This is a genomic window from Brucella ciceri, from assembly GCF_041930145.1.
In the GTDB taxonomy this organism is placed as follows: domain Bacteria; phylum Pseudomonadota; class Alphaproteobacteria; order Rhizobiales; family Rhizobiaceae; genus Brucella; species Brucella intermedia.
In genome coordinates, this window is sequence record NZ_JBHEEV010000016.1 from 27725 (window position 1) to 47607 (window position 19883).

A 19883-nucleotide genomic window follows, 5' to 3' on the forward strand; every position below is an offset into this window, starting at 1 on the left:
GGCGGAACCCGTGCGATCCCTGGACTATTCAGGCAAGAGCGGCTCATGGGAGCCGCTTTTTGATCGCTCTCGCCAACCGTCTTTTCGCACGGCTAGCGCACCTCAAGGACTTCGCCGGTGCGACGATCTATGACAACACGCATCTCGTCGTCGCGACGGTCCAGTCCTCGGACAACATAAACGTTTCTGCGCCTTGAGATGCTTTCAACTTCATCCATCCCTTCGCTGCGCGCGATCCGGGCGGCCCTGCGTTCGCTGATTTCCTCGCGACCGTAACGTCGATCTCCATCCGGATTGACCTGGATACCGTTTGGGCCGATTTCAATACTCTGCGCATGTGCGGGAACAGTTGGAATGAAAGCCGATAGTACCAAAGCTGCGATTGCCGGGAACTTGTACATGGCAGTTATCCTTGCTCGTTTCACGCCCGCCGTCGACATCAACCGATAAGTGCGTCACCAGTTCCCGTGGTGGCGGTCAACTCCTTCTAACACTGCGAAGATATCGTGATGAGAAGTGCAATCGGTTTTGCTGTGTCAGGTCTGTCATGGGGCCAGAACCGTGAACGCTTCCCTCTATCTTGCCGTCTTGACAGTACTGCATACACAGCACTACGCTGCAGTAACACGGCAGATTTTTACTGAAGTGAGGGGAGGAATTCATGAATAAAAGTTCAATTATTACAGGACTGGGTCGGGTTTCAATTTCACGGCGCCAGTTTATAACATCGAGCGCACTGGGCACCGGTGCTCTGCTTCTACCGTCCTTGCCGTCTTTTGCCGCGGACAAGCCCAAAGTGGGTCTGGTCATGAAGTCGCTCGCCAATGAGTTCTTCAAGCAGATGCAGGCAGGTGCCGAGGACTATGCCGCCAAAAACACCGACAAGTTCTCTTTCGCCGCTGTCGGAATGAAGGATGAACGGGATTTCGCCGCACAGGTCGATGCAGTCGAGAATTTCGTCACGCAGCAGTTCAATGTGATCGTGCTGGCTCCGGCGGATTCCAAGGCGATGGTAACGCCGGTCAAAAAGGCTCTGGAAGCCGGCATCAAGGTCATCAACATCGACGTGGCGCTGGATGAGGAGGCGAAAAAGCAGGCCGGTGTCGATCTTGCCTTTTTCGGTCCCGATAACCGCGAGGGTGCAAAGCTCGCAGGCTTGGCGCTTGCCAAGGAACTGGGCAAGGGCGGCAAGGTGGTTATCCTCGAAGGCAATCCCGAGGCCGACAACGCCAAGGAACGCAAGAAGGGGTTTGACGATGCCGTGGCCGAGGGCGGCCTGACGCTGCTCGATTCCAAGACGGCGCATTGGGAAACGGAAGAAGCCAACACGCTGATGACCAATTTCCTGACGCAATATCAGGACATTCAAGGCGTGATGGCAGCCAACGACTCCATGGCGCTCGGCGTGGTGAAGGCGCTGGATGCCGCTGGAAAATCGGGGCAGATCAAGGTGGTGGGCTTCGACAATATTCCCGCCGTCCAGCCGTTGATCAAGGATGGCAAGATGCTTGCCACTGTCGATCAGTTCGGGGCGCAGATGGCAGCCATGGGCATTGATTACGGTCTCAAGGAGCTGGCGGGCGAGAAATTTTCCGGCTGGGTCAAGACGGATATCAAACTCATCACCGCCAAGGATCTCTGAAACATGCCAATCATAGAGCGGCGCTCCAAGCGCCGCTCCGCTTCACCCGGCAGGCAGGAAAAGACATGCAGTCAGCCGACGCCATTTTAAGATTGGAAAATGTCGGCAAGACCTTTCCGGGTGTGGTTGCGTTGAACGGTATCACGCTGGAACTGCAGCGCGGCGAGACACATATCATCCTGGGCGAAAACGGCGCCGGAAAGTCCACCCTCATCAAGCTTCTCGCCGGCATATATCAGCCCGATTCCGGCGAGATTTTTCTGAACGGCCAGCCCTACAACCCAAAGACCCCGCACGACGCGCAGGTTCAGGGTATTCGCATCGTTCATCAGGAACTCAACTTGCTGTCGCATCTTTCCATCGCCGAAAACCTGATGCTGGAAAGCCTTCCGAGGCGCTTTGGGATCATGGATCGGGCAAGGCTGAACCGGCGCGCCGAAGAGCTTCTCGCCGAGGTAGGTCTGGCGGTCGATCCGCGGATGCCGGTCTCGGAGCTGGGCGTTGCGCAAATGCAGTTGGTCGAAATCGCCAAGGCGCTTGGTTATGACAGCAAACTACTGGTTCTGGACGAGCCGACGGCGACGTTGACGCCACCGGAAATTGAGCGGCTGTTTGCGATCATCAAGCGCCTGAAGGCGAAAGGCGTCACCATCATCTACATCTCACACCGTCTGCACGAGGTCTTCGAGATCGGTGACCGCGTAACGGTGTTGCGCAACGGGCGGCTGGTGGAGACACGCGACCTGCAGGGGTTGAGCGTGCCGCATCTGGTGCGCATGATGATCGGCCGCGACATCGCGGATGAATACGGCTTCAATGCTGATATCAAGCCTGGTACCGTCGCCTTGTCGGTGAGGAATGTCAGGCGCAACAACGGCGCCCCGCCGGTTTCGTTTTCGGTGCGCCATGGAGAAATTCTCGGCGTCGCCGGTTTGGTCGGATCAGGCCGCACCGAGGTGATGCGCGCAATCTTCGGCGCCGATCCAAGATCGGCAGGGGAAATCGATATCGATGGTAGGCCGGTAGACATCCGTGATCCGCGCGATGCGGTGCGCAACGGCCTTGGCTTCCTGACCGAAGATCGCAAGACCCAGGGGCTTCTGCTGGATATGCCCGTCTATATCAACGCCACGATCACCGACCTCAAAAAAATCTCGAATGGCGGTCTGCTGGACCGTAGCGTCGAGAAAGGTGCCGTGGCTGAGCTGGTCGAGCGGTTGCGCGTCAAGACGGCATCCATCGACACGCCGGTGCGTAATCTCTCCGGCGGCAATCAGCAAAAGGTGGTTCTGGCAAAATGGCTGTTTCGTGGGTCGTCCACGCTGATACTCGATGAACCGACACGCGGGGTTGATGTCGGCGCCAGGCGCGAGATTTATCAACTCCTGTGGATGCTTGCCGCCAACCAGAAGGCAATCATCATGATTTCCTCGGACCTGCCCGAGCTTATCGGCATGTGTCACCGCATCATCGTCTTCTCCAACGGCAAACTGGTGGGGGAACTTGACCGGTCGCAATTCGACCAGGAACGTATTCTCTCGCTCGCTTATCAGGAGCATGTTCACGCATGACGGAACCCACTTCTCCATCTGTCCAACAATCCGACGCTGTCGATCGCCAGAAACTGAAGCGCTTCCTGCTGCGTGATGCGGGTGTGTTTCTGGCGTTGATCCTGATAACGCTGGTATTTTCCTTCACCGCGCCCTATTTCGCAACGCCGGGCAACGCGCTCAAGATTTTCGTTCAGATCGCCATCAACACGGTTCTTGCGGCAGGCATGACCTTCGTTATTCTGACCGGCGGCATAGACCTTTCCGTTGGCTCGGTGCTTGCCTTATGCACGGTCGTGGGCGCACTTATCATGACCTCCGGTCTGGAGCCCGCCTTGTCGATCCCGCTCGCCGTTCTGGCATGCATTGCCGTCGGTGGGCTTTGCGGGTTCATCAACGGCAAGGTGTCGACCTACTGGAAAATCCCGTCGTTTATTGTCACGCTGGGCATGCTCAATATCGCCGCCGGTGCGGCACGTGTGGTGTCGAACAACTCCACCATTACCGGGCTTCCGCAAGGGTTTGTCGATTTCGGGAATCTGATAGTCGGTGGCTTCCTGCCTTCGATCTTCCTGATCGCGGTGGCAGTGATCGCTGTCGGCTGGTTCGTTCTCCGCTTTACGGTTTTCGGTCGCATGATCTATGCGGTCGGCGCCAATGACGAGGCGGTGCGCCTTTCGGGACATAATCCCGATGCATACAAGATCGCTGCGTTTGTCATTTCCGGCGTCACCGCCGGTATTGCTGCGATTGTCTATCTGCTGCGGCTGAACATTGGAAGCCCGATTGCTGGCGTCGGTTATGAACTCAACGCGATAGCAGCCGTCATCATCGGTGGGACGAGCCTGTTCGGCGGCAAGGGATCAATCGTGGGGACGCTGGCCGGTGCCTGCATCCTGCAGGTTTTGGCTACCGGCCTGCAATTGCTCGGCATCGGTGACAATTACAAACCGATCATTATCGGTACGGTGATCATCCTCGCGGTTATTGTCGATACCTATCGCGAAAGGTTGTTGCGGCGTATTCGCTGACCGCACCATGAAAGGCTTCAACCCGGCGTTTTGCGTTTCGCACCGCGCCGGGTTTTGGATTACGCCTATTTCTTTGTGGCGGTTGTCAGGGGGACAACGATCTTTTTCCAGAACTTGTCTTCGTCGATGTAGTTCTGAATGGCGGCCTTCTGAGTGCCTACCGGTCCCCGTCTTGCCTCACCATTGCCTCCAATATCGTTGTTGGTGAACGCAAGGCTTCGGCCATAGTCCAGGCCCATCTCAGTGTTCACGTCCACATAAACGCCGGTAGCAGGCGCAGATGTTCCATCCTTGGGACGAGGCGCATTGTTCCATGCGAGCACAATCGAGGGGTCGATGACATAAGCGGCTGCAAACAGGTCCCATACATTGTCGGGCCCGAAAGTGGTTCCGCCTTCCGCCTTGATCCGCTCCTCCCGGGCAAGCCAGAGTTTCTGAATGCCCGGAACGCTGCCGTCGACCATTTTTCGATAGAGGTCTTCCGGCATTCCGCCCGTATGTTCATTGGCCTCCAGACCCGAAATCACCTGATTTCCATACGCCTTGAAAGTTTCGGAATTTCGATCGCCCCATTTCGACCGGACGCTGATCTTGGCGGCTTCAGGGTCGGCCCACCAGTTGAACTCCGCCGATGCTGACGAATTTCCGGGTACATAGAAAGCACCGCCCATATAGACGATTTCGGCGACCTTCGACGGAAAGCTTGGGTCCTTGAGAATGGCGCGTGCGATATTGGTGAGTGGGCCGATGGCTACCAGTTTGACCTGGCCGGGATATTTATTGACTGTATCGACCAGAAAATCGACGGCGTCCCTGTTGCCATCCGGGTCGGGATTATCCAGGCCATAAACCCGCTTGTAGGATGGCGCTTCGCCATATTTGTGTTTGTAAACGTCGGACCATTTTGCCGTGGGGTCGGCATCGATCTCGTTGCCCGCATCCGGTCGCAGATAGCCGCCCCAACCGGTGATGGGGCTGATCTGCAATTCTGCCGCGAGCACTTCCGGCGTGGCTTTGTTCCCTCGCCAGTTGCGAATGCCGTATCGGCTGCCTTCATAGATAGGCACGTCGGAGCCAAGCGCCTCCAACTGTCGGACACCCGCGGCCACGCCGGCCGGCATGGGCGTGTTTCCGGACACGACCGTCACGCCGAGCAGGTCGATGTTGGGAGCCCGCTCAAGCAGAAGCATGGCGGTGCCATCGTCGAAGAGTTCGACCATGTCCGCGTCCAGAATAACTTTTGTGCGGGATTCCTGCGAGAATGCGACGCCGGATACTGCCAGCGAGCAAGTCAAAGTCCAGGCAAAGATAGACGGCCTGATATCCATTCTGTCCTCCCTCTATGGTAAGTCGCGTGGGTAAAACGCTGCATCAGAATAGGATATCATGCAGTTTTTCTTGTCAATGTAAGTATATTTAAAATTATATATCGTAAAGGACTGCAATTAAGTGGTTTGTGAAATAAGGGCCTAATCTTGAGACCCCATTACCGCGAAACAATCCGACGTGGGTCGCCGGTCGGCGTAACAGGCCGACCGATGAAGTTTTTTACCAGCCTTACTTTTGCCAGCTCTTGACCAGTTCATCGTAATTGACGGTGATTGGCTTTTCCTTCTCGTTTTCGATCTTCAGCTGCGGAGCGAGATTGCCCTTGGAAACGGCATCCTTGTTCCAGAACTCGATGTCATGTTCCTCGGCGAGCTTCGGTCCGATGTCACCCTGAACCCCGGCGCGCTCCAGACGAGAGAGGACTTTTTCCTGTTCGGCGCAAAGGGAATCCATCGCTTCCTGTGCCGTCTTTGCGCCGGAAGACGCATCGCCGATCGCCTGCCACCACAGCTGAGCCAGCTTCGGATAGTCGGGTACGTTAGTGCCGGTCGGCGACCATTGCACGCGGGCCGGAGAACGATAGAACTCGACCAGACCACCAAGTTTCGGTCCGCGATCCGTGAAGCTTTGATGATGGATCGTGGAATCGCGGATGAAGGTCAGTCCCACATGGCTCTTCTTCACATCGACTGTCTTCGACGTGACAAACTGCGCATAGAGCCACGCGGCCTTGGCGCGGTCATCTGGCGTGGACTTCATCAGCGTCCAGGAGCCAACGTCCTGATAGCCAAGCTTCATGCCGTCTTTCCAGTAAACACCGTGCGGCGAGGGGGCAACGCGCCACTTCGGCGTTCCGTCCTCATTCACGACGGGGAGACCTGGTTTGGCCATGTCCGCAGTGAATGCCGTGTACCAGAAAATCTGCTGGGCGATGTTGCCCTGCGAAGGAACGGGACCGGATTCGGAGAAGGTCATGCCTTGCGCTTCCGCTGGAGCATAGGCCTTGATCCAGTCCAGATATTTTTGGATCGCATAGACTGAAGCTGGTCCGTTGGTGTCGCCGCCGCGTGCGACGCACGAACCGACCGGACGCGACTGGTCATCGACCTTGATGCCCCATTCATCGACCGGCAGGCCGTTCGGCAAGCCCCGGTCACCGTTGCCGGCCATGGAAAGCCACGCATCGGTAAAGCGCCAGCCGAGTGACGGGTCCTTCTTGCCATAGTCCATATGGCCATAGACCTTCTTGCCATCGATTTCGCGACCGGTGAAGAACGCGGCAATATCCTCATATGCCGACCAGTTAACGGGAACGCCAAGGTCATAACCATACTTCGCCTTGAAGTCGGCCTTGTTCTTTTCATCGTTGAACCAGTCGTAACGGAACCAGTAGAGGTTCGCGAATTGCTGGTCGGGAAGCTGATAGAGCTTCTTGTCGGGAGCGGTGGTGAACTTGCTGCCGATGAAATCGTCCAGATCAAGGCCCGGATTGGTAACGTCCTTGCCCTCATTGGCCATGAAGTCGGTCAGGTTGCGGACCTGCTGGTACCGCCAGTGCGTGCCGATGAGGTCGGAGTCGTTGACCCAGCCGTCATAGAGATTCTGACCGGTCTGCATCTGCGTCTGGATTTTCTCGACGACATCCCCTTCCTGGATAATGTCGTGCGTGACCTTGATACCGGTAATGGCGGTAAAAGCGGGGGCCAGCACCTTGGATTCATAGTCGTGGGTGGTCAGGGATTCGGAAACGACCTTGATGTCCATGCCCTGGAAGGGCTTGGCTGCATCGATGAACCATTGCATTTCCTTTTCCTGGTCGGCGCGCGAAAGGGATGAAAGGTCACCGATTTCCTTGTCGAGAAACTGCTTTGCCTCATCCATTCCTGCTGAAGCTGCGCCTGTCATTGCCAGCACGATGAGTGCCGTAGTCGTCATTAGATGCCGTCGCATGTTGATCCTCCCAAAGCTTGCGAGTGCATATCGACTTTCGGGCGCGGTATGTCCCCCGGGCCCACTACTGCATGAAGCGGACGTATTCCGCTTCGGACACCTTAAACAAAGCGAAATACGCCAATGGCGTAGACCACCGAGAGGGCGACAGCCCACCACAGGTTCGGACCAACCAGTCCAAGCCATGCCAGATTGATGAATGCGCTGCCGAGTAACGAAATGAACAGACGGTCGCCGCGTGTGGTCTCGAACCCCAGGATGCCGTTGCGTGGTGCGCCTCCGGGGGAAGCATATTCCCAGACACCCATTCCAACGAGCAGGGCGGCGATACCGCAGAAAAAAGCGGCGGTCTGCCAGGTCCAGGCCATCCATGAGAAGTCGGGCAGATGAAACATGTCAGACCCTCCCCAGGGCGAAGCCCTTGGCGATGTAATTGCGGACAAACCAGATCACGAGTGCGCCGGGTATCAGCGTCAGAACGCCAGCGGCAGCGAGCAATCCCCAGTCCATTCCGGCAGCCGAAACAGTGCGTGTCATTGTGGCCGCGATGGGTTTCGCGTCCGTGGTCGTGAGGGTTCGTGCAATCAGCAGCTCGACCCATGAGAACATGAAACAGAAGAAGGCTGCCACGCCGATGCCTGATGCGATCAGCGGCATGAAGATCTTCACGAAGAACTTTGGAAACGAATAGCCGTCGATATAGGCTGTCTCGTCGATTTCTTTCGGTACGCCGGACATGAAGCCCTCGAGAATCCAAACGGCCAGCGGCACGTTGAACAGGCAATGCGCCAGTGCGACCGCAATATGCGTATCGATGAGCCCGAATGCCGAATAGAGCTGGAAGAACGGCAGGGCGAACACTGCCGGAGGCGCCATGCGGTTGGTCAGGAGCCAGAAGAAAAGATGTTTGTCTCCCAGGAAATGGTAACGCGAGAAGGCATAGGCCGCCGGTAATGCCACCGAGACTGAAATCACCATGTTCATGACAACATAGATGATCGAGTTGATATAACCCGAGTACCAGGCGGAGTCGGTGAAGATGGCGCGATAGTTTTGCAGCGTCGGCTCATGCGGAAACAGCGTCAGCGACGTCAGGATTTCCTGATTGGTCTTGAAGCTCATATTGATGAGCCAATAGATCGGGATCAGAAGCAATATGATGTAGATTGTCGGTATAAGCCAGCCGAACCGCGACGTCTCGCGTCTGCTTACGTGCTGTCTGACGGCGCTGGCATCCGGTGCAATCGCATTCACGCGGCCCATAGAGGCTCCATGTACGGCGTTCATCTCATGCCTCCTGATCGTGGCTGGTCATGACGGTGTAGAACACCCATGACAGCAGCAGGATGATAAGGAAGTAGATCAACGACATGGCCGCCGCCGGTCCAAGATCGAACTGCCCCAGCGCCATCTTGACCAGATCGATCGACAGAAATGTCGTCGAATTGCCTGGTCCGCCGCCCGTCACCACGAACGGTTCGGTATAGATCATGAAGCTGTCCATGAAACGGAGCAGTACAGCAATCAGGAGAACGCGCTTCATCTTGGGCAGCTGGATGTAACGAAACACCGAGAACCGCGAGGCTCCGTCAATCCTTGCGGCCTGATAGTAGGCATCGGGAATGGATACGAGGCTTGCATAGCACAACAGCACCACGAGGCTGGTCCAGTGCCATACGTCCATGAGGATGATCGTCACCCAGGCATCGAACGGATCGTTGACGTAATTGTAATCCAGCCCCAGCCAGTTGGCGTAATAGCCGAGCAGGCCGATGTCACTGCGCCCGAAAACCTGCCAGATCGTGCCGACCACGTTCCATGGTATCAGCAGGGGCAGTGCCATGGTGACGAGGCACACCGGAACCCAGAAACCCTTTTTGGGCATGTTGAGCGCAATCAGGATGCCGAGAGGTATCTGGATAGCCAGAACGATGAACGAAAAAATGAGATTACGCCCGAGCGCATCCCAGAAGCGGCTGGAGTGAAGAATCTGTTCGAACCAGTCTGTTCCGGCCCAGAAGAACTGATTATTGCCAAATGTATCCTGCACCGAATAGTTCACTACCGTCATCAGCGGAATGACTGCGGAAAAGGCGACCAGCACCAGCACCGGCAGGACCATGAACCAGGCTTTGTTATTCCAGCTTTTCTCCATGGTCAGCCCTCCATCCCCACACGCCAGGAATCCGCGAATATGCCGATAGCCTTCGGATCGAAGGTCACACGCGGGTCTGCGGGTATGTCCTCATCCTCGCCGACCACCACTGCCAGTTTCTGCCCCTCGAAGCCCGCGCGCACGATGCGGTAACGCCCGATATCCTCGATCTTGTCGACACGGATTGGCATGCCTTCACGACCGAGCTTTACAAACTCCGGTCGGATGCCCAGCTCGATTTGTGTCGAATGGCCAATCTGAGGAATGCCAGAAAGTGAGATGGTTTGCGCGCCGACCCTGGCAGTTTGGCCGTCAATCCGGGCGGGCATGAGGTTCATGCCTGGAGAGCCGATGAAATAGCCGACGAATGTGTGCTTGGGGCGTTCGAACAGTTCAGCGGGCGTGCCGATCTGCACGATTTCTCCATTGTGCATCACCACTACCCTGTCGGCGAATGTCAGCGCCTCGGTCTGGTCATGCGTTACATAAACCATGGTGAAACCCGATTGACGGTGCAGCCGCTTCAGCTGCGAACGCAGGACCCATTTCATATGTGGATCGATAACCGTCAGCGGTTCATCGAACAGGATCGCGTTGACGTTTGCGCGTACCAGACCTCGACCCAGTGAGATCTTCTGCTTCTGATCCGCGGTCAGTCCGCGTGCCCGTCGCCCGGCAATGCCGCCGAGATCGGTCATTTCGAGAATGTCCTTCACGCGGCGCTCCACTTCCGCTTCCGGCATGCGACGGTTGCGCAGGGGAAAGGCGAGATTGTCGAAAACAGTCATCGTGTCGTACACGACGGGAAATTGGAAGACCTGCGCGATGTTACGGTCCTCGGTCGCCAGGCCGGTCACGTCCTGTCCATCGAAGAGAATGCGCCCCTCGGTCGGCTTCAGAAGACCGGAGATGATGTTGAGCAGGGTCGTCTTGCCGCAACCGGACGGGCCGAGCAGCGCATAGGCACTGCCGTCCTCCCACTCATGATTGACCATGTTCAGGGCGTATTCGCCTGCGGCCTGCGCCTTGGCATTATAGGCGTGGCGGATATGATCGAGAGTGATACGTGCCATCGCCGTCCTCCTATGCCGCCAAGCCGGCCGCGTGGCCGACGGCGCGACCGGTCTCATCGAATGCCATCAGATGCCGCGTGTCGAGGTAGACTTCGATTTCGCGGTCCGGTTCGATGATCTGGATACCGTGCGCCAGCATGACCCAACGGTCGCCTTCGTAATCGAGATGGATGAAGCTTTCCGATCCGGCGATTTCGGACACCAGCGTGCGGGCCCGAATGGGAACTGTAGCATTTTCCGCTGGACGGACGAGCAGATGATGCGGCTGGAACGCGATGGTCAGCGGACCGTCACTTATATGGGCCAGTTGGCCCGGCACGGCGATGGCCGGGCGATCCGCCCGCAGGAAACGATCGCCTGACTTGACCATGCGAGCCGTGTTCAAAGGCGGATCGGCAAATGTGCGTGCTGTGATGAGGTCGAGCGGGCGGCGATAGACGTCGATTGTTCTGCCAAACTGTGTGATGTGGCCTTCCGAAAGCGCAGCCGTATTGCCGCCGAGCAGCAGCGCCTCGGAAGGCTCGGTGGTTGCGTAGACGAAGATAGCGCCGGATTCGGCAAAGATGCGCGGCAGTTCCTCGCGTAGTTCCTCCCGCAATTTGTAGTCGAGATTGGCCAGCGGTTCATCGAGCAGGACGAGATCGGCCTTTTTCACGATGGCACGCGCAATCGCAGTGCGCTGTTGCTGGCCGCCGGAGAGGTTAAGCGGTGTTCGGTCAAGATAGGGCGTCAGCTTCAGAAGCTCTGCGGCCTTGCGAACCTCACTGTCGATTTCCGACTGGGACTTTCCTGCGATACGCATCGGCGAAGCGATGTTTTCATAAACGGTCAAGGCCGGGTAATTGATAAATTGCTGATAGACCATCGCCACATTGCGCTTCTGGACGGGCATGCCGGTAACATCCTGTCCGTCGAACAGAATTGAGCCTTCGCTTGGCTTGTCCAGTCCAGCCATGAGGCGCATGAGGGAGGTCTTGCCGGACAAGGTTGGTCCGAGCAGCACATTCAGGCTCCCGCGTGGCAGGACCAGATTTGTCGGATGGATGTGCGTGGCTCCTCCGACCGTCTTCGAGATATTTCGCAGTTCCAGCATATGTCCCGAGGCCTCCTCCAACCGTCGGAATTATTGCGCTTATTGGCATATCCTCTCAATATGGACTTCAAGGGGCTGTGCCTTATCCCTTATGAGCAACTTGTGTCCTGCAGGCCGTTTCCGTGCTTCTTCGGAAAACATGCATATTCCAGTGCCATTCCGAACGCTGCCGAAGATGTGTTTCGCCAAAGGCTCCGCCCACCTTACCACAACCCCGGGCCAGGTGCTCGATGCGCGCCAGTCAGCAGGCGCAACCATGGGGCCCCGGCCTATGCTCGAGCAAACTCGAGGCGGATTACTTGGATAAGCATATAGCTTGCAGCTTTTGTCTAAGAAGAGGGCATGCGCATTAGCAACTGACATGTTCCTCCACCTGATCACACGTTCAGCCTTTGCGAGTGTGAAAGCCAAACAATGAAAATCGAAAACAAAAGGAAAGTCAAATGAAGATAATTGTTGCGCTCATGAAGAGGGGCGACCATGGCCTCGCTTCGCGACTAATGAGCGACCAAAGCCGGTCGCAGACCCGCTGACGTCAGCCTATCGAGACAAGCTCGCGCGGAAGGGTATTCATCGTTTCCGCTCCGTCTGCGGTGATGAGGAATTGTTCCTCGATCATCAGCGCCCCCACGCCGTTTGCGTAGAACGGCGCTTCCACAGCCAGCACCATATTGGGTTCAAAGACCATGGTGTTGGCATGCGAAATAAAGGGCCATTCCTCTATTCCGAGCGCGGAGCCGACGGAATGCCCGAAATGGCCGCGATAATATTCGCTGAAACCATGACGCCGCATGGTGGAGAGCATTGTTTCGTGGACCTGTCCGAATGTATTGCCGGGCTTCAGCAAGGCGATACCGGCATGGAACGTTTCAAAAAGCGCGTCGTAAATCTGCTTGGCGAGCGGCGCAGGCTCACCGTAGACATAGGTGCGCGCGCCATCTGAAGAATAGCCGTTCACCAGTGTGCCGACATCGGCCTTGATGAGGCCGCCCTCCGCCAATTGCGCCGCCGGGTTCTGAAGGTCAGGTCCGGTCGAGATATAAGCCCAGTGACCTGACAGGCGCTCTCCGTTTGCTTCGGCGGCGCTTGTCGCTCCGGCCAGCCAGGCGTCGGAAAGCTCTGCCGCCGTGACGCCGGACCGCGCTGTCGCCGCCATTCTCTGCAAGCCGCCTTCCGCATAACGGGCGGCATTGCGCAGAAACTCGATCTCGCGGGCGCTCTTTATCAGGCGCAGTTGCTTGACGATGCGAGAGGCGTCGCGCCATTGCACCGAGGGCAGGACTGCTTTCAGGCGTTCAAAATCGGCAGCCGGTACGAATTCGAGGTCGATCCCGATGCTCGCCCGCCCGAGGCCCCGTTCGGCAATCACGTCGGCAAGTAGCTGAAAGGCTGCCTTCTGGTCGAAGGTTTCCGGGCGCGGGCCGATATTGCCGCTCTCGCGATAGGCTGCGTTAATGTCCTCGATCGTGCGCGCGCCATGAACCGTAACGGCATCGATCCAGATTCTGTGCGAGCGAAGGTCGATGGCATCAGTCGTGGTACCAGCTGCCGCCAGAGCCTGGTCGCTGATAATGGTGCTTGAACGTGTCGAGGCATCTGCCGGAACAAGCGCTATGGCAGAGCCGGCGCGCCCCCACATTGTCGCCACGCCCGCCGCAATCCCTGTTGCATAGCGAAAGTTTTCAGGCTGAAAAAGCACCAAAGCCTCCAGGCCTTCCGCAGTAAGCAGTTCCTGTGCGCGGTGCCGGTCCATATAGCTCATGGCTGATCTCTCGAGGTTGGTGCTTTGTCGGTGTGGCTTATATCGGATGGTCCGAGCTGGCGTCCGGATGGTTTATCCAATCGATTGACTCTTTATAGAATAAATTTCTAATAATTCTCACTATCTCATCGTGTCGCCGCTTACCGATGCTCTCTCCGTCGCGGTATAACCGTCGTCAAGGCATGTTTCTCGAAAGCGGTACCGGTTTCGAAATAAGACAGCGTAAAAACAAATGGATAGAGCATTCCCGATAAAACGGGAAATGCTCTGACGGAGAGCCCGGAAGGGCGCTTTCCACGCAGGAGAATAATATGGGCGGCTTCAACATTCGCAATCGCAAATCGGGATTGGCCTACTGGGGGCTGAGTGCGGCATTGGCCGTGGCCCTTGGTGCGGGTTCGTTCGGCCAGGCGCTGGCACAGGAAAGCGACCCCGACGCGACAATCAATATAGGTTCGCTCTATGAGCCGCAGAACCTCGATAATACGGCAGGCGCAGGGCAGGGCATCAACGAAGCGTTCAACGGCAATGTCTATGAAGCCCTCTTCCGGCTGGCCGATGACGGAAAGGTCGAGCCGGTCCTGTCGAAGGATTACAAGGTCAGCGATGACGGGCTTACCTATACGTTCAAGCTGCAACCGGGCGTGACGTTCCACTCGGGCGCGCCGCTGACTTCCAAGGATGTGAAGTTTTCCATCGAGCGCGTTGCCGCGCCGGAATCGAAAAGCTCGCGCAAAAGCAGCCTGAAATCCATTTCGGCTATCGAGACCCCTGACGATGAGACGGTTGTCGTCAAGCTGTCGTCGCGCTCGATCTCCCTGCCATACAATTTGAGCTATGTATGGGTGGTGAACGATGAAGCGAAGGACTTGCAGTCGAAGGAAGATGGAACCGGACCTTACGAGCTGGAAGACTGGCGTCGCGGTTCATCGCTGGCCATGAAGCGCTTCGATAAATATTGGGGAGCCAAGCCGAAAAACGGTGAGGTGGTGTTCCAGTATTTCACCGATGCGAGCGCGCTCAACAATGCATTGCTGACCGGGTCCGTCGATATCATCACGTCGGTCCAAAGTCCGGATTCGCTGGCACAGTTCAAGGACAATCCGGATTTCACCGTCAGTGAAGGGCAATCTACTACCAAGCTGCTTCTAGCCTTTAACGACCGCGTTGCGCCATTCGACAATGTGAAAGTACGCAAGGCACTTGCTCGCGCCATCGACGATCAAAAGCTGCTGAAGGCCGTATGGGGCGATTATGGCACGCTGATCGGCTCCTTCGTGCCGCCGACCGATCCGTGGTATGTCGATCTTACAAAGGTCGACGCCTATGATCCCGAAAGCGCCCGGGAGCTTTTGAAGGAGGCCGGTTATCCAGACGGCTTCACCTTCACCATCGACACGCCAAATTATGACCCGCACCCGATTGCCGCGCAGTTTATCCAGAGCGAACTGGCCAAGGTCGGCGTAACGGTCAAGATCAACGTCATTACCGCCAATGAATGGTACACGAAGGTCTACAAGGCCCATGATTTCCAGGCCACCTTGCAGGAGCATGTGAACCACCGCGACATCGTCTTCTACGGCAATCCCGATTTCTACTGGGGTTATAACAATCCGAAGGTTGTCGATCTCATCAAGGAAGCGGAGGCGAGCGCGACCACGGACGAACAGACTGCAAAACTGACTGAGGCCAACAAGATCATTGCCGAGGACGCGGCAAGCAACTGGTTCTACCTTTATCCGCAGATCGTCGTTTCAAAGAAATCGGTCAGCGGTTACCCCCTCAACGGCTTGAATTCGCAGTTCTTCGCCTATGACATCGTGAAGGCGGAATAGTAACCGCCTGTCGATATCGAGAACACGAACTCGACAGACCGCGCCGCCTGAATTATTTTCCGGCGGCGTTGTCGCATTTGCATGAGGGGCTGAGCGCTGCCCCTCACATCGGAGAGGTAATCCCTATTTTCGCCTATGTCATACGCCGCTCGGCCATACTGGTCCTGTCGGTTCTCATCGCATCGATCGTACTGTTTCTGCTGTTGCGCCTGTTGCCGGGTGATCCTGCCAATGCGCTCGTTTCCGTAGGCGCGGATGCAGCGCAGATCGAGGCCGCGCGCAAACAGGTCGGGTCGGACCTGCCTCTCTATGAACAATTCCTGCGCTTCATCGGCAGTCTTTTGCGCTTCGATCTCGGTAATTCCTTCGTGAGTGGAGCACCCGTTCTGAGCGAAATCGGCAAGCGTCTGATCGTGACCGTGCCTTTGACGCTGATGGCCTTTCTCGTTGCCATCATCGTCGCGGTACCGCTCGGTATCCTGTCGGTCGTGCGCCAGAACCGCTGGTATGGATCGCTTATATCTGTCGTTTCCCAGTTGGGTATCGCCGTGCCGGTTTTCTGGATCGGGATTCTCCTCGTCTGGATTTTTGCCGTCAAGCTGCGGTTGTTTCCCTCCGGCGGCTTTCCATCGCGCGGATGGCAGTCGGCGCCTGCTGCTTTTCAGGCGCTTGTCTTGCCGGTTGCGACCATTGCCATCGTCATGTCGGCATCATTGATCCGTTATGTTCGTTCCGCCACGCAGGATGTGCTTGGCAGCGATTATCTTCGCACCGCGCGGGCGCTTGGCGCGACGTTCTCACAGGCGCTCATCCGTCACGGTATTCGCAACGGCGCGGTGCCGGTGATCTCCATTCTGGGGATCGAACTTGCATCGACATTGCTGGGTGCGGTTGTGGTCGAGCGCGTATTTTCGCTTCCCGGCCTCGGCTCGATGCTTCTGCTGGGCATAGAGCAGCGCGACTATCCCAACGTTCAGGGTGTGCTGTTCGTCTCTACGCTTCTGGTGCTGCTGGTGGGCTTTGCCGCGGACCTGCTGCAACGGCTGATCGACCCGCGTCTGCGCCAGCGATCAGCGGGAGGCGGAGCATGACGGAACCTGTGCAAATGGAGCTTTCCCATCCCAAGCCAGCCTACCGGTTGCCGTGGCCGCTGGTCGCGGGAGGATTGCTGCTCGGAGTGCATCTGGTTGTCGCTCTCCTTACGCTGGTGTGGACCCCATACGGCGTTGGCGAAATGGTGGGCGGGCGACTGGAAGCGCCTTCATGGCTGCATTGGGCCGGTACGGATCGTCTGGGACGTGATCTGATGACCCAAATCATGATCGGTTCACGCATTGCGCTTGTCGTCGGCTGCGGAGCCATCGCGATCAGCGCCGTAATTGGCGTGACGCTTGGTGTCCTCGCAGCCTTTGCGACACAGACGCTCGATGACGTTCTGGCTGCAACGCTCGATATCCTGATAGCCTTCCCCACGCTGCTGCTGGCAATGCTGATCGTTGCTTCCAGCGATGGCGCCAGCCTCACGACAGCGATAGTGGCCATCGGCATTGCCGGTTCGGCCATCGTGGCGCGTCTGACCCGCATCCTTGCCAAGCGCGTTCTGGCGATGGATTACATCACCGCCTCGCGTATTTCCGGCACATCCTGGTTCGGATTGGTCCGCATCCACGTGCTGCCGAATATCTGGCCGACATTGATCGTGAATTTCGCGCTCCAGTTCGGGCTGGCGGTCATCGCCGAAGCATCGCTTTCCTATCTTGGTCTCGGCGCTCCGCCGCCCAACTCCTCCTGGGGGCGATTGCTTCAGGAAGCGCAGGCGTCGGTTTATACGGCGCCCTTTGGCGCTATAGCGCCGGGTCTGGCGCTCGTGTCGCTGGTGATCGGGCTCAATCTGTTCGCAGACGGGCTGCGCGATGTGGCGGACCCGACGCGGAGGAGGCGACGTTGAGTGCTTTGCTGCAAGTAGAGAATCTTCATATTGAAACCGGCGGCAAGCCGCTGGTCGCGGGCGTTTCGCTGTCTGTCGGCCAGGGTGAACGGGTCGGCCTGATCGGCGAATCCGGTTCAGGCAAGTCGCTGACGGCACTTGCAATCATGGGGCTTTTGCCGGACGGGATGCGTGCAAGCGGATCGGTCATGCTCGATGACCGTCAGGTCATCGGCGCGCGCGACCGTGATCTGGTTCCGTTACGCGGCCAGAGCGTCGCGACGGTGTTTCAGGAGCCGATGACGGCGCTCGATCCCCTGATGCGGATCGGCAAGCAGGTCGGTCTGGTCGTCCACCGGCGCGCCGCAAGAGATGGCCGCAGGCTGGGAAAGAGTGAATTGAACGCAAAGGTCCATGCACTTCTGGAACGCGTATCGCTGCCAGACCCGGAACGTATTGCCCGCTCCTGGCCGCATGAAATATCGGGCGGCCAGCGCCAGCGCGCAGCCATCGCCATGGCTCTTGCCTGCCGCCCCAAGCTTCTGATTGCAGACGAGCCGACGACAGCGCTTGATGTGACCACGCAGGCCGAGATTTTGAAACTGCTGGAACAGCTGGTGCGGGACGAGGGGATGGGGCTTCTGTTCATCAGCCACGATCTGCCGGTGGTCGCCACCGTTACCGAACGTGCGCTGGTTCTGCGGCAGGGACAGCTGATAGAAGAAGGCCCGGTCGCGGAACTCTTCACCAACCCGCAGCAACCCTATACGCAGGGGCTCGTGTCTGCTGCGCGGGCGTTCGATGCTGCGCTGGAGGTTGCGCGATGACGTTGATGGATCTTTCGCGCGTTTCCTTCGCTTATACAGGCGGCAAGACGGTCCTGCACGATGTCGATCTGAAGCTTGAGACCGGAAGCAATCTCGGCATTGTCGGTGAGTCCGGGTCGGGCAAGACGACCATGTTGAAATTGCTGCTCGGATTGCAGCGCGCCTCTTCTGGGGATGTTTCGTTTCGCGGCAATCCTCTGGATATCCGCAATCGCAGTTTCATGCGCGACTTCCGCCGTTCCGTCCAGGCGGTGTTTCAGGATCCCTATTCATCGCTCGATCCGCGTCAGCGCGTATTCGACATTATCGCGGAACCGCTGCGATCCCTGAAAATCCAGACCGATATTGCGCAGGCAGTTGCGCAGGCGCTTGCTTCCGTCGATCTGCCTGCGGATGCGGCTCGCCGCTATCCGCACGAGTTTTCCGGCGGCCAGCGCCAGCGCATCGCCATTGCCCGGGCGATCGTCTCGCAGCCCGACCTCATCATCGCCGACGAGGTGGTGAGCGCTCTCGACCTCACGACGCGCGCCCGCATTATCGAACTCATGCGCTCACTTTCAGAACGGACCACTTTCGTGGTGGTGTCGCACGATATTGCGCTGGTCGCCCTGCTATGTGAACGGCTGATCGTTCTGGAAAAGGGCCGGATCGTGGAGCAGGGCAATACGCGGGATATTCTTTCCGACCCGCAGCATAGCTACACCAGAAAGCTTCTGACGAGTTTGCCGCGGATGCCCGAGCAGGCTTTCTGAGCGCCAAAACTGGAAAGGAGCGGCATGACCGCTCCTTTCCAGACGACGCCCGCGGATCGTCAGGATGTTACTTGCGCAGTTCAGCCTCGATCTGATCGAGAACCTGATCCTTGCCGATGCCGGTCAGGAAGGGCAATCCTTTGATGACAGGCTTGTTCACCGAGGCTGAGATAGGCGTGGTGGAAACAATGAAATCCACATTGTCGGCCAGCGAAGCAACTTCGGTCGCTTTTGCCTGCTGGGCATTGAAGGTGAGCCCGCGCTTTTTCATTTCTTCGGTAACGGTCGCGTTCACCGCCGTGGATGTCGCTACACCCGTGCCGCAAGCGAAGAGAATTGTTTTTATTCTGGCCATGGGTTCCTCCAAGTTCATTCATTAAGAGCGGAGGCGGCCTGATTGAGTGCGACCGCGCTCCCCGTTTGTTTTGAACCACGCATCTTTTCCTAAAACTGTGAAACAGCTCTCGGGAGACGCTTCATTGCAGCGCGGTTTGAACGTCTTCCAGCGTGCGCGCCGCTTTCAACCTGTCGAGTGCATCAGCATCCTGTATGGTCGCCATGATCTGTTGCAGGGTTTCAATCTGTTTGTCCTTGTCGTTGATGGCAAGCAGAAAGACATATCCCACAGGAACAGCTTCTTCTGGGTCTTCCATATTGGCAAATTCAATCGGCGATTTCAGCGTCGCCAGGGCAATTCCGGCCTTGAGGACATGCTCGGGGTCCGTGTGAGGCACGGCAACATTCTCGTCGCGCTCAAGCGGCAGTCCCGTGGGCATCGACAGTTCACGACTGACAACGGCATCGGCATAGCTCGGCTTCACATAACCGAGCTTCTCCAGTTTACCCGCCAGGATGCGGATGATCTCTTCATTGGTTTTCGCTTCGCTCTGAAGCTCAATCGCTTGCGGGTCGAGAAAATCTATCAGGCCAGCTGCCATTGCATTCTCCGTTTTAGAC

At 57.3% G+C, this 19883-nt stretch carries 19 protein-coding genes; 8 read left to right on the forward strand and 11 right to left on the reverse strand.

What is annotated here, in order from left to right; translation table 11 throughout:
- Positions 1-92: 92 nt before the first annotated feature.
- Entirely contained in the window at positions 93-401 is a 309-nt protein-coding gene (locus JNC63_RS20680) for a PepSY domain-containing protein (RefSeq protein ID WP_006471848.1), read from the reverse strand.
- 260 nt (positions 402-661) lie between these two features.
- On the opposite strand from JNC63_RS20680, the gene JNC63_RS20685 reads away from it, so the two are divergent.
- The 3 genes from JNC63_RS20685 to JNC63_RS20695 all read left to right on the forward strand — a co-directional run bounded on the left by JNC63_RS20685 (position 662) and on the right by JNC63_RS20695 (position 4223).
- Positions 662-1642: a sugar ABC transporter substrate-binding protein gene (locus JNC63_RS20685; RefSeq protein ID WP_374846737.1), complete on the forward strand. Its 981-nt coding sequence runs from the start codon at positions 662-664 to the stop codon at positions 1640-1642.
- A gap of 65 nt (positions 1643-1707) precedes the next feature.
- Positions 1708-3213, forward strand: a complete 1506-nt coding sequence (locus JNC63_RS20690) for a sugar ABC transporter ATP-binding protein (RefSeq protein WP_006470071.1) — start codon at positions 1708-1710, stop codon at positions 3211-3213.
- Positions 3210-4223 carry an ABC transporter permease gene (locus JNC63_RS20695; protein WP_006470072.1) on the forward strand — a complete coding sequence of 338 codons (1014 nt, stop codon included), beginning with the start codon at positions 3210-3212 and terminating at the stop codon, positions 4221-4223. The genes JNC63_RS20690 and JNC63_RS20695 overlap by 4 nt, the downstream gene beginning before the upstream one ends.
- A gap of 65 nt (positions 4224-4288) precedes the next feature.
- On the opposite strand, the gene JNC63_RS20700 is transcribed toward JNC63_RS20695, so the two are convergent.
- The 8 genes from JNC63_RS20700 to JNC63_RS20735 form a co-directional block, all read right to left on the reverse strand.
- A complete protein-coding gene (locus tag JNC63_RS20700) occupies positions 4289-5551 on the reverse strand; it encodes a nucleoside hydrolase (RefSeq protein WP_374846739.1) in 1263 nt (420 codons plus the stop codon).
- A 229-nt stretch (positions 5552-5780) separates the two neighbouring features.
- Complete coding sequence (locus tag JNC63_RS20705; protein ID WP_006470074.1) at positions 5781-7502, reverse strand: ABC transporter substrate-binding protein; 1722 nt, start codon at positions 7500-7502, stop codon at positions 5781-5783.
- A 101-nt stretch (positions 7503-7603) separates the two neighbouring features.
- A complete protein-coding gene (locus tag JNC63_RS20710) occupies positions 7604-7897 on the reverse strand; it encodes a DUF2160 domain-containing protein (RefSeq protein WP_006470075.1) in 294 nt (97 codons plus the stop codon).
- 1 nt (position 7898) lies between these two features.
- Positions 7899-8765: a carbohydrate ABC transporter permease gene (locus tag JNC63_RS20715; protein ID WP_006471850.1), complete on the reverse strand. Its 867-nt coding sequence runs from the start codon at positions 8763-8765 to the stop codon at positions 7899-7901.
- A 25-nt stretch (positions 8766-8790) separates the two neighbouring features.
- Entirely contained in the window at positions 8791-9657 is an 867-nt protein-coding gene (locus JNC63_RS20720; protein ID WP_006470077.1) for a carbohydrate ABC transporter permease, read from the reverse strand.
- Between the two features lie 2 nt (positions 9658-9659).
- A complete protein-coding gene (locus JNC63_RS20725; protein WP_006471851.1) occupies positions 9660-10730 on the reverse strand; it encodes an ABC transporter ATP-binding protein in 1071 nt (356 codons plus the stop codon).
- A gap of 10 nt (positions 10731-10740) precedes the next feature.
- On the reverse strand, positions 10741-11823 hold the full coding sequence (locus tag JNC63_RS20730; RefSeq protein WP_006471852.1) for an ABC transporter ATP-binding protein: 1083 nt from the start codon (positions 11821-11823) through the stop codon (positions 10741-10743).
- A gap of 535 nt (positions 11824-12358) precedes the next feature.
- A complete protein-coding gene (locus JNC63_RS20735) occupies positions 12359-13585 on the reverse strand; it encodes a M24 family metallopeptidase (RefSeq protein ID WP_006470080.1) in 1227 nt (408 codons plus the stop codon).
- Between the two features lie 311 nt (positions 13586-13896).
- Between JNC63_RS20735 and JNC63_RS20740 the strand changes: the two genes are divergently transcribed.
- From JNC63_RS20740 to JNC63_RS20760, 5 genes are all read left to right on the forward strand, one after another.
- Positions 13897-15420 (forward strand): ABC transporter substrate-binding protein, encoded by a 1524-nt coding sequence (locus JNC63_RS20740; RefSeq protein ID WP_006470081.1) that lies wholly within the window; start codon positions 13897-13899, stop codon positions 15418-15420.
- A gap of 125 nt (positions 15421-15545) precedes the next feature.
- Entirely contained in the window at positions 15546-16511 is a 966-nt protein-coding gene (locus JNC63_RS20745) for an ABC transporter permease (protein WP_085979591.1), read from the forward strand.
- On the forward strand, positions 16508-17368 hold the full coding sequence (locus JNC63_RS20750; RefSeq protein WP_006470083.1) for an ABC transporter permease: 861 nt from the start codon (positions 16508-16510) through the stop codon (positions 17366-17368). Before JNC63_RS20745 ends, JNC63_RS20750 begins: the two co-directional genes overlap by 4 nt.
- A complete protein-coding gene (locus tag JNC63_RS20755; RefSeq protein WP_006470084.1) occupies positions 17365-18174 on the forward strand; it encodes an ATP-binding cassette domain-containing protein in 810 nt (269 codons plus the stop codon). Before JNC63_RS20750 ends, JNC63_RS20755 begins: the two co-directional genes overlap by 4 nt.
- Complete coding sequence (locus JNC63_RS20760; RefSeq protein WP_006470085.1) at positions 18171-18926, forward strand: ABC transporter ATP-binding protein; 756 nt, start codon at positions 18171-18173, stop codon at positions 18924-18926. Before JNC63_RS20755 ends, JNC63_RS20760 begins: the two co-directional genes overlap by 4 nt.
- 67 nt (positions 18927-18993) lie before the next feature.
- On the opposite strand, the gene JNC63_RS20765 is transcribed toward JNC63_RS20760, so the two are convergent.
- Together JNC63_RS20765 and JNC63_RS20770 are read right to left on the reverse strand one after the other, a co-directional pair.
- Positions 18994-19281 carry a PTS sugar transporter subunit IIB gene (locus JNC63_RS20765; protein ID WP_006471854.1) on the reverse strand — a complete coding sequence of 96 codons (288 nt, stop codon included), beginning with the start codon at positions 19279-19281 and terminating at the stop codon, positions 18994-18996.
- Between the two features lie 121 nt (positions 19282-19402).
- Positions 19403-19864: a PTS sugar transporter subunit IIA gene (locus tag JNC63_RS20770; protein ID WP_036565264.1), complete on the reverse strand. Its 462-nt coding sequence runs from the start codon at positions 19862-19864 to the stop codon at positions 19403-19405.
- Positions 19865-19883 lie beyond the last annotated feature (19 nt).

Excerpts from the sequence above, each read along its gene's own strand:
- JNC63_RS20680 (WP_006471848.1), bottom strand. The coding sequence starts at position 401 with ATGTACAAGTTCCCGGCAATCGCAGCTTTGGTACTATCGGCTTTCATT.
- JNC63_RS20685 (WP_374846737.1), top strand. The coding sequence starts at position 662 with ATGAATAAAAGTTCAATTATTACAGGACTGGGTCGGGTTTCAATTTCA.
- JNC63_RS20690 (WP_006470071.1), top strand. The coding sequence starts at position 1,708 with ATGCAGTCAGCCGACGCCATTTTAAGATTGGAAAATGTCGGCAAGACC.
- JNC63_RS20695 (WP_006470072.1), top strand. The coding sequence starts at position 3,210 with ATGACGGAACCCACTTCTCCATCTGTCCAACAATCCGACGCTGTCGAT.
- JNC63_RS20700 (WP_374846739.1), bottom strand. The coding sequence starts at position 5,551 with ATGGATATCAGGCCGTCTATCTTTGCCTGGACTTTGACTTGCTCGCTG.
- JNC63_RS20705 (WP_006470074.1), bottom strand. The coding sequence starts at position 7,502 with ATGCGACGGCATCTAATGACGACTACGGCACTCATCGTGCTGGCAATG.
- JNC63_RS20710 (WP_006470075.1), bottom strand. The coding sequence starts at position 7,897 with ATGTTTCATCTGCCCGACTTCTCATGGATGGCCTGGACCTGGCAGACC.
- JNC63_RS20715 (WP_006471850.1), bottom strand. The coding sequence starts at position 8,765 with ATGGGCCGCGTGAATGCGATTGCACCGGATGCCAGCGCCGTCAGACAG.
- JNC63_RS20720 (WP_006470077.1), bottom strand. The coding sequence starts at position 9,657 with ATGGAGAAAAGCTGGAATAACAAAGCCTGGTTCATGGTCCTGCCGGTG.
- JNC63_RS20725 (WP_006471851.1), bottom strand. The coding sequence starts at position 10,730 with ATGGCACGTATCACTCTCGATCATATCCGCCACGCCTATAATGCCAAG.
- JNC63_RS20730 (WP_006471852.1), bottom strand. The coding sequence starts at position 11,823 with ATGCTGGAACTGCGAAATATCTCGAAGACGGTCGGAGGAGCCACGCAC.
- JNC63_RS20735 (WP_006470080.1), bottom strand. The coding sequence starts at position 13,585 with ATGAGCTATATGGACCGGCACCGCGCACAGGAACTGCTTACTGCGGAA.
- JNC63_RS20740 (WP_006470081.1), top strand. The coding sequence starts at position 13,897 with ATGGGCGGCTTCAACATTCGCAATCGCAAATCGGGATTGGCCTACTGG.
- JNC63_RS20750 (WP_006470083.1), top strand. The coding sequence starts at position 16,508 with ATGACGGAACCTGTGCAAATGGAGCTTTCCCATCCCAAGCCAGCCTAC.
- JNC63_RS20760 (WP_006470085.1), top strand. The coding sequence starts at position 18,171 with ATGACGTTGATGGATCTTTCGCGCGTTTCCTTCGCTTATACAGGCGGC.
- JNC63_RS20765 (WP_006471854.1), bottom strand. The coding sequence starts at position 19,281 with ATGGCCAGAATAAAAACAATTCTCTTCGCTTGCGGCACGGGTGTAGCG.
- JNC63_RS20770 (WP_036565264.1), bottom strand. The coding sequence starts at position 19,864 with ATGGCAGCTGGCCTGATAGATTTTCTCGACCCGCAAGCGATTGAGCTT.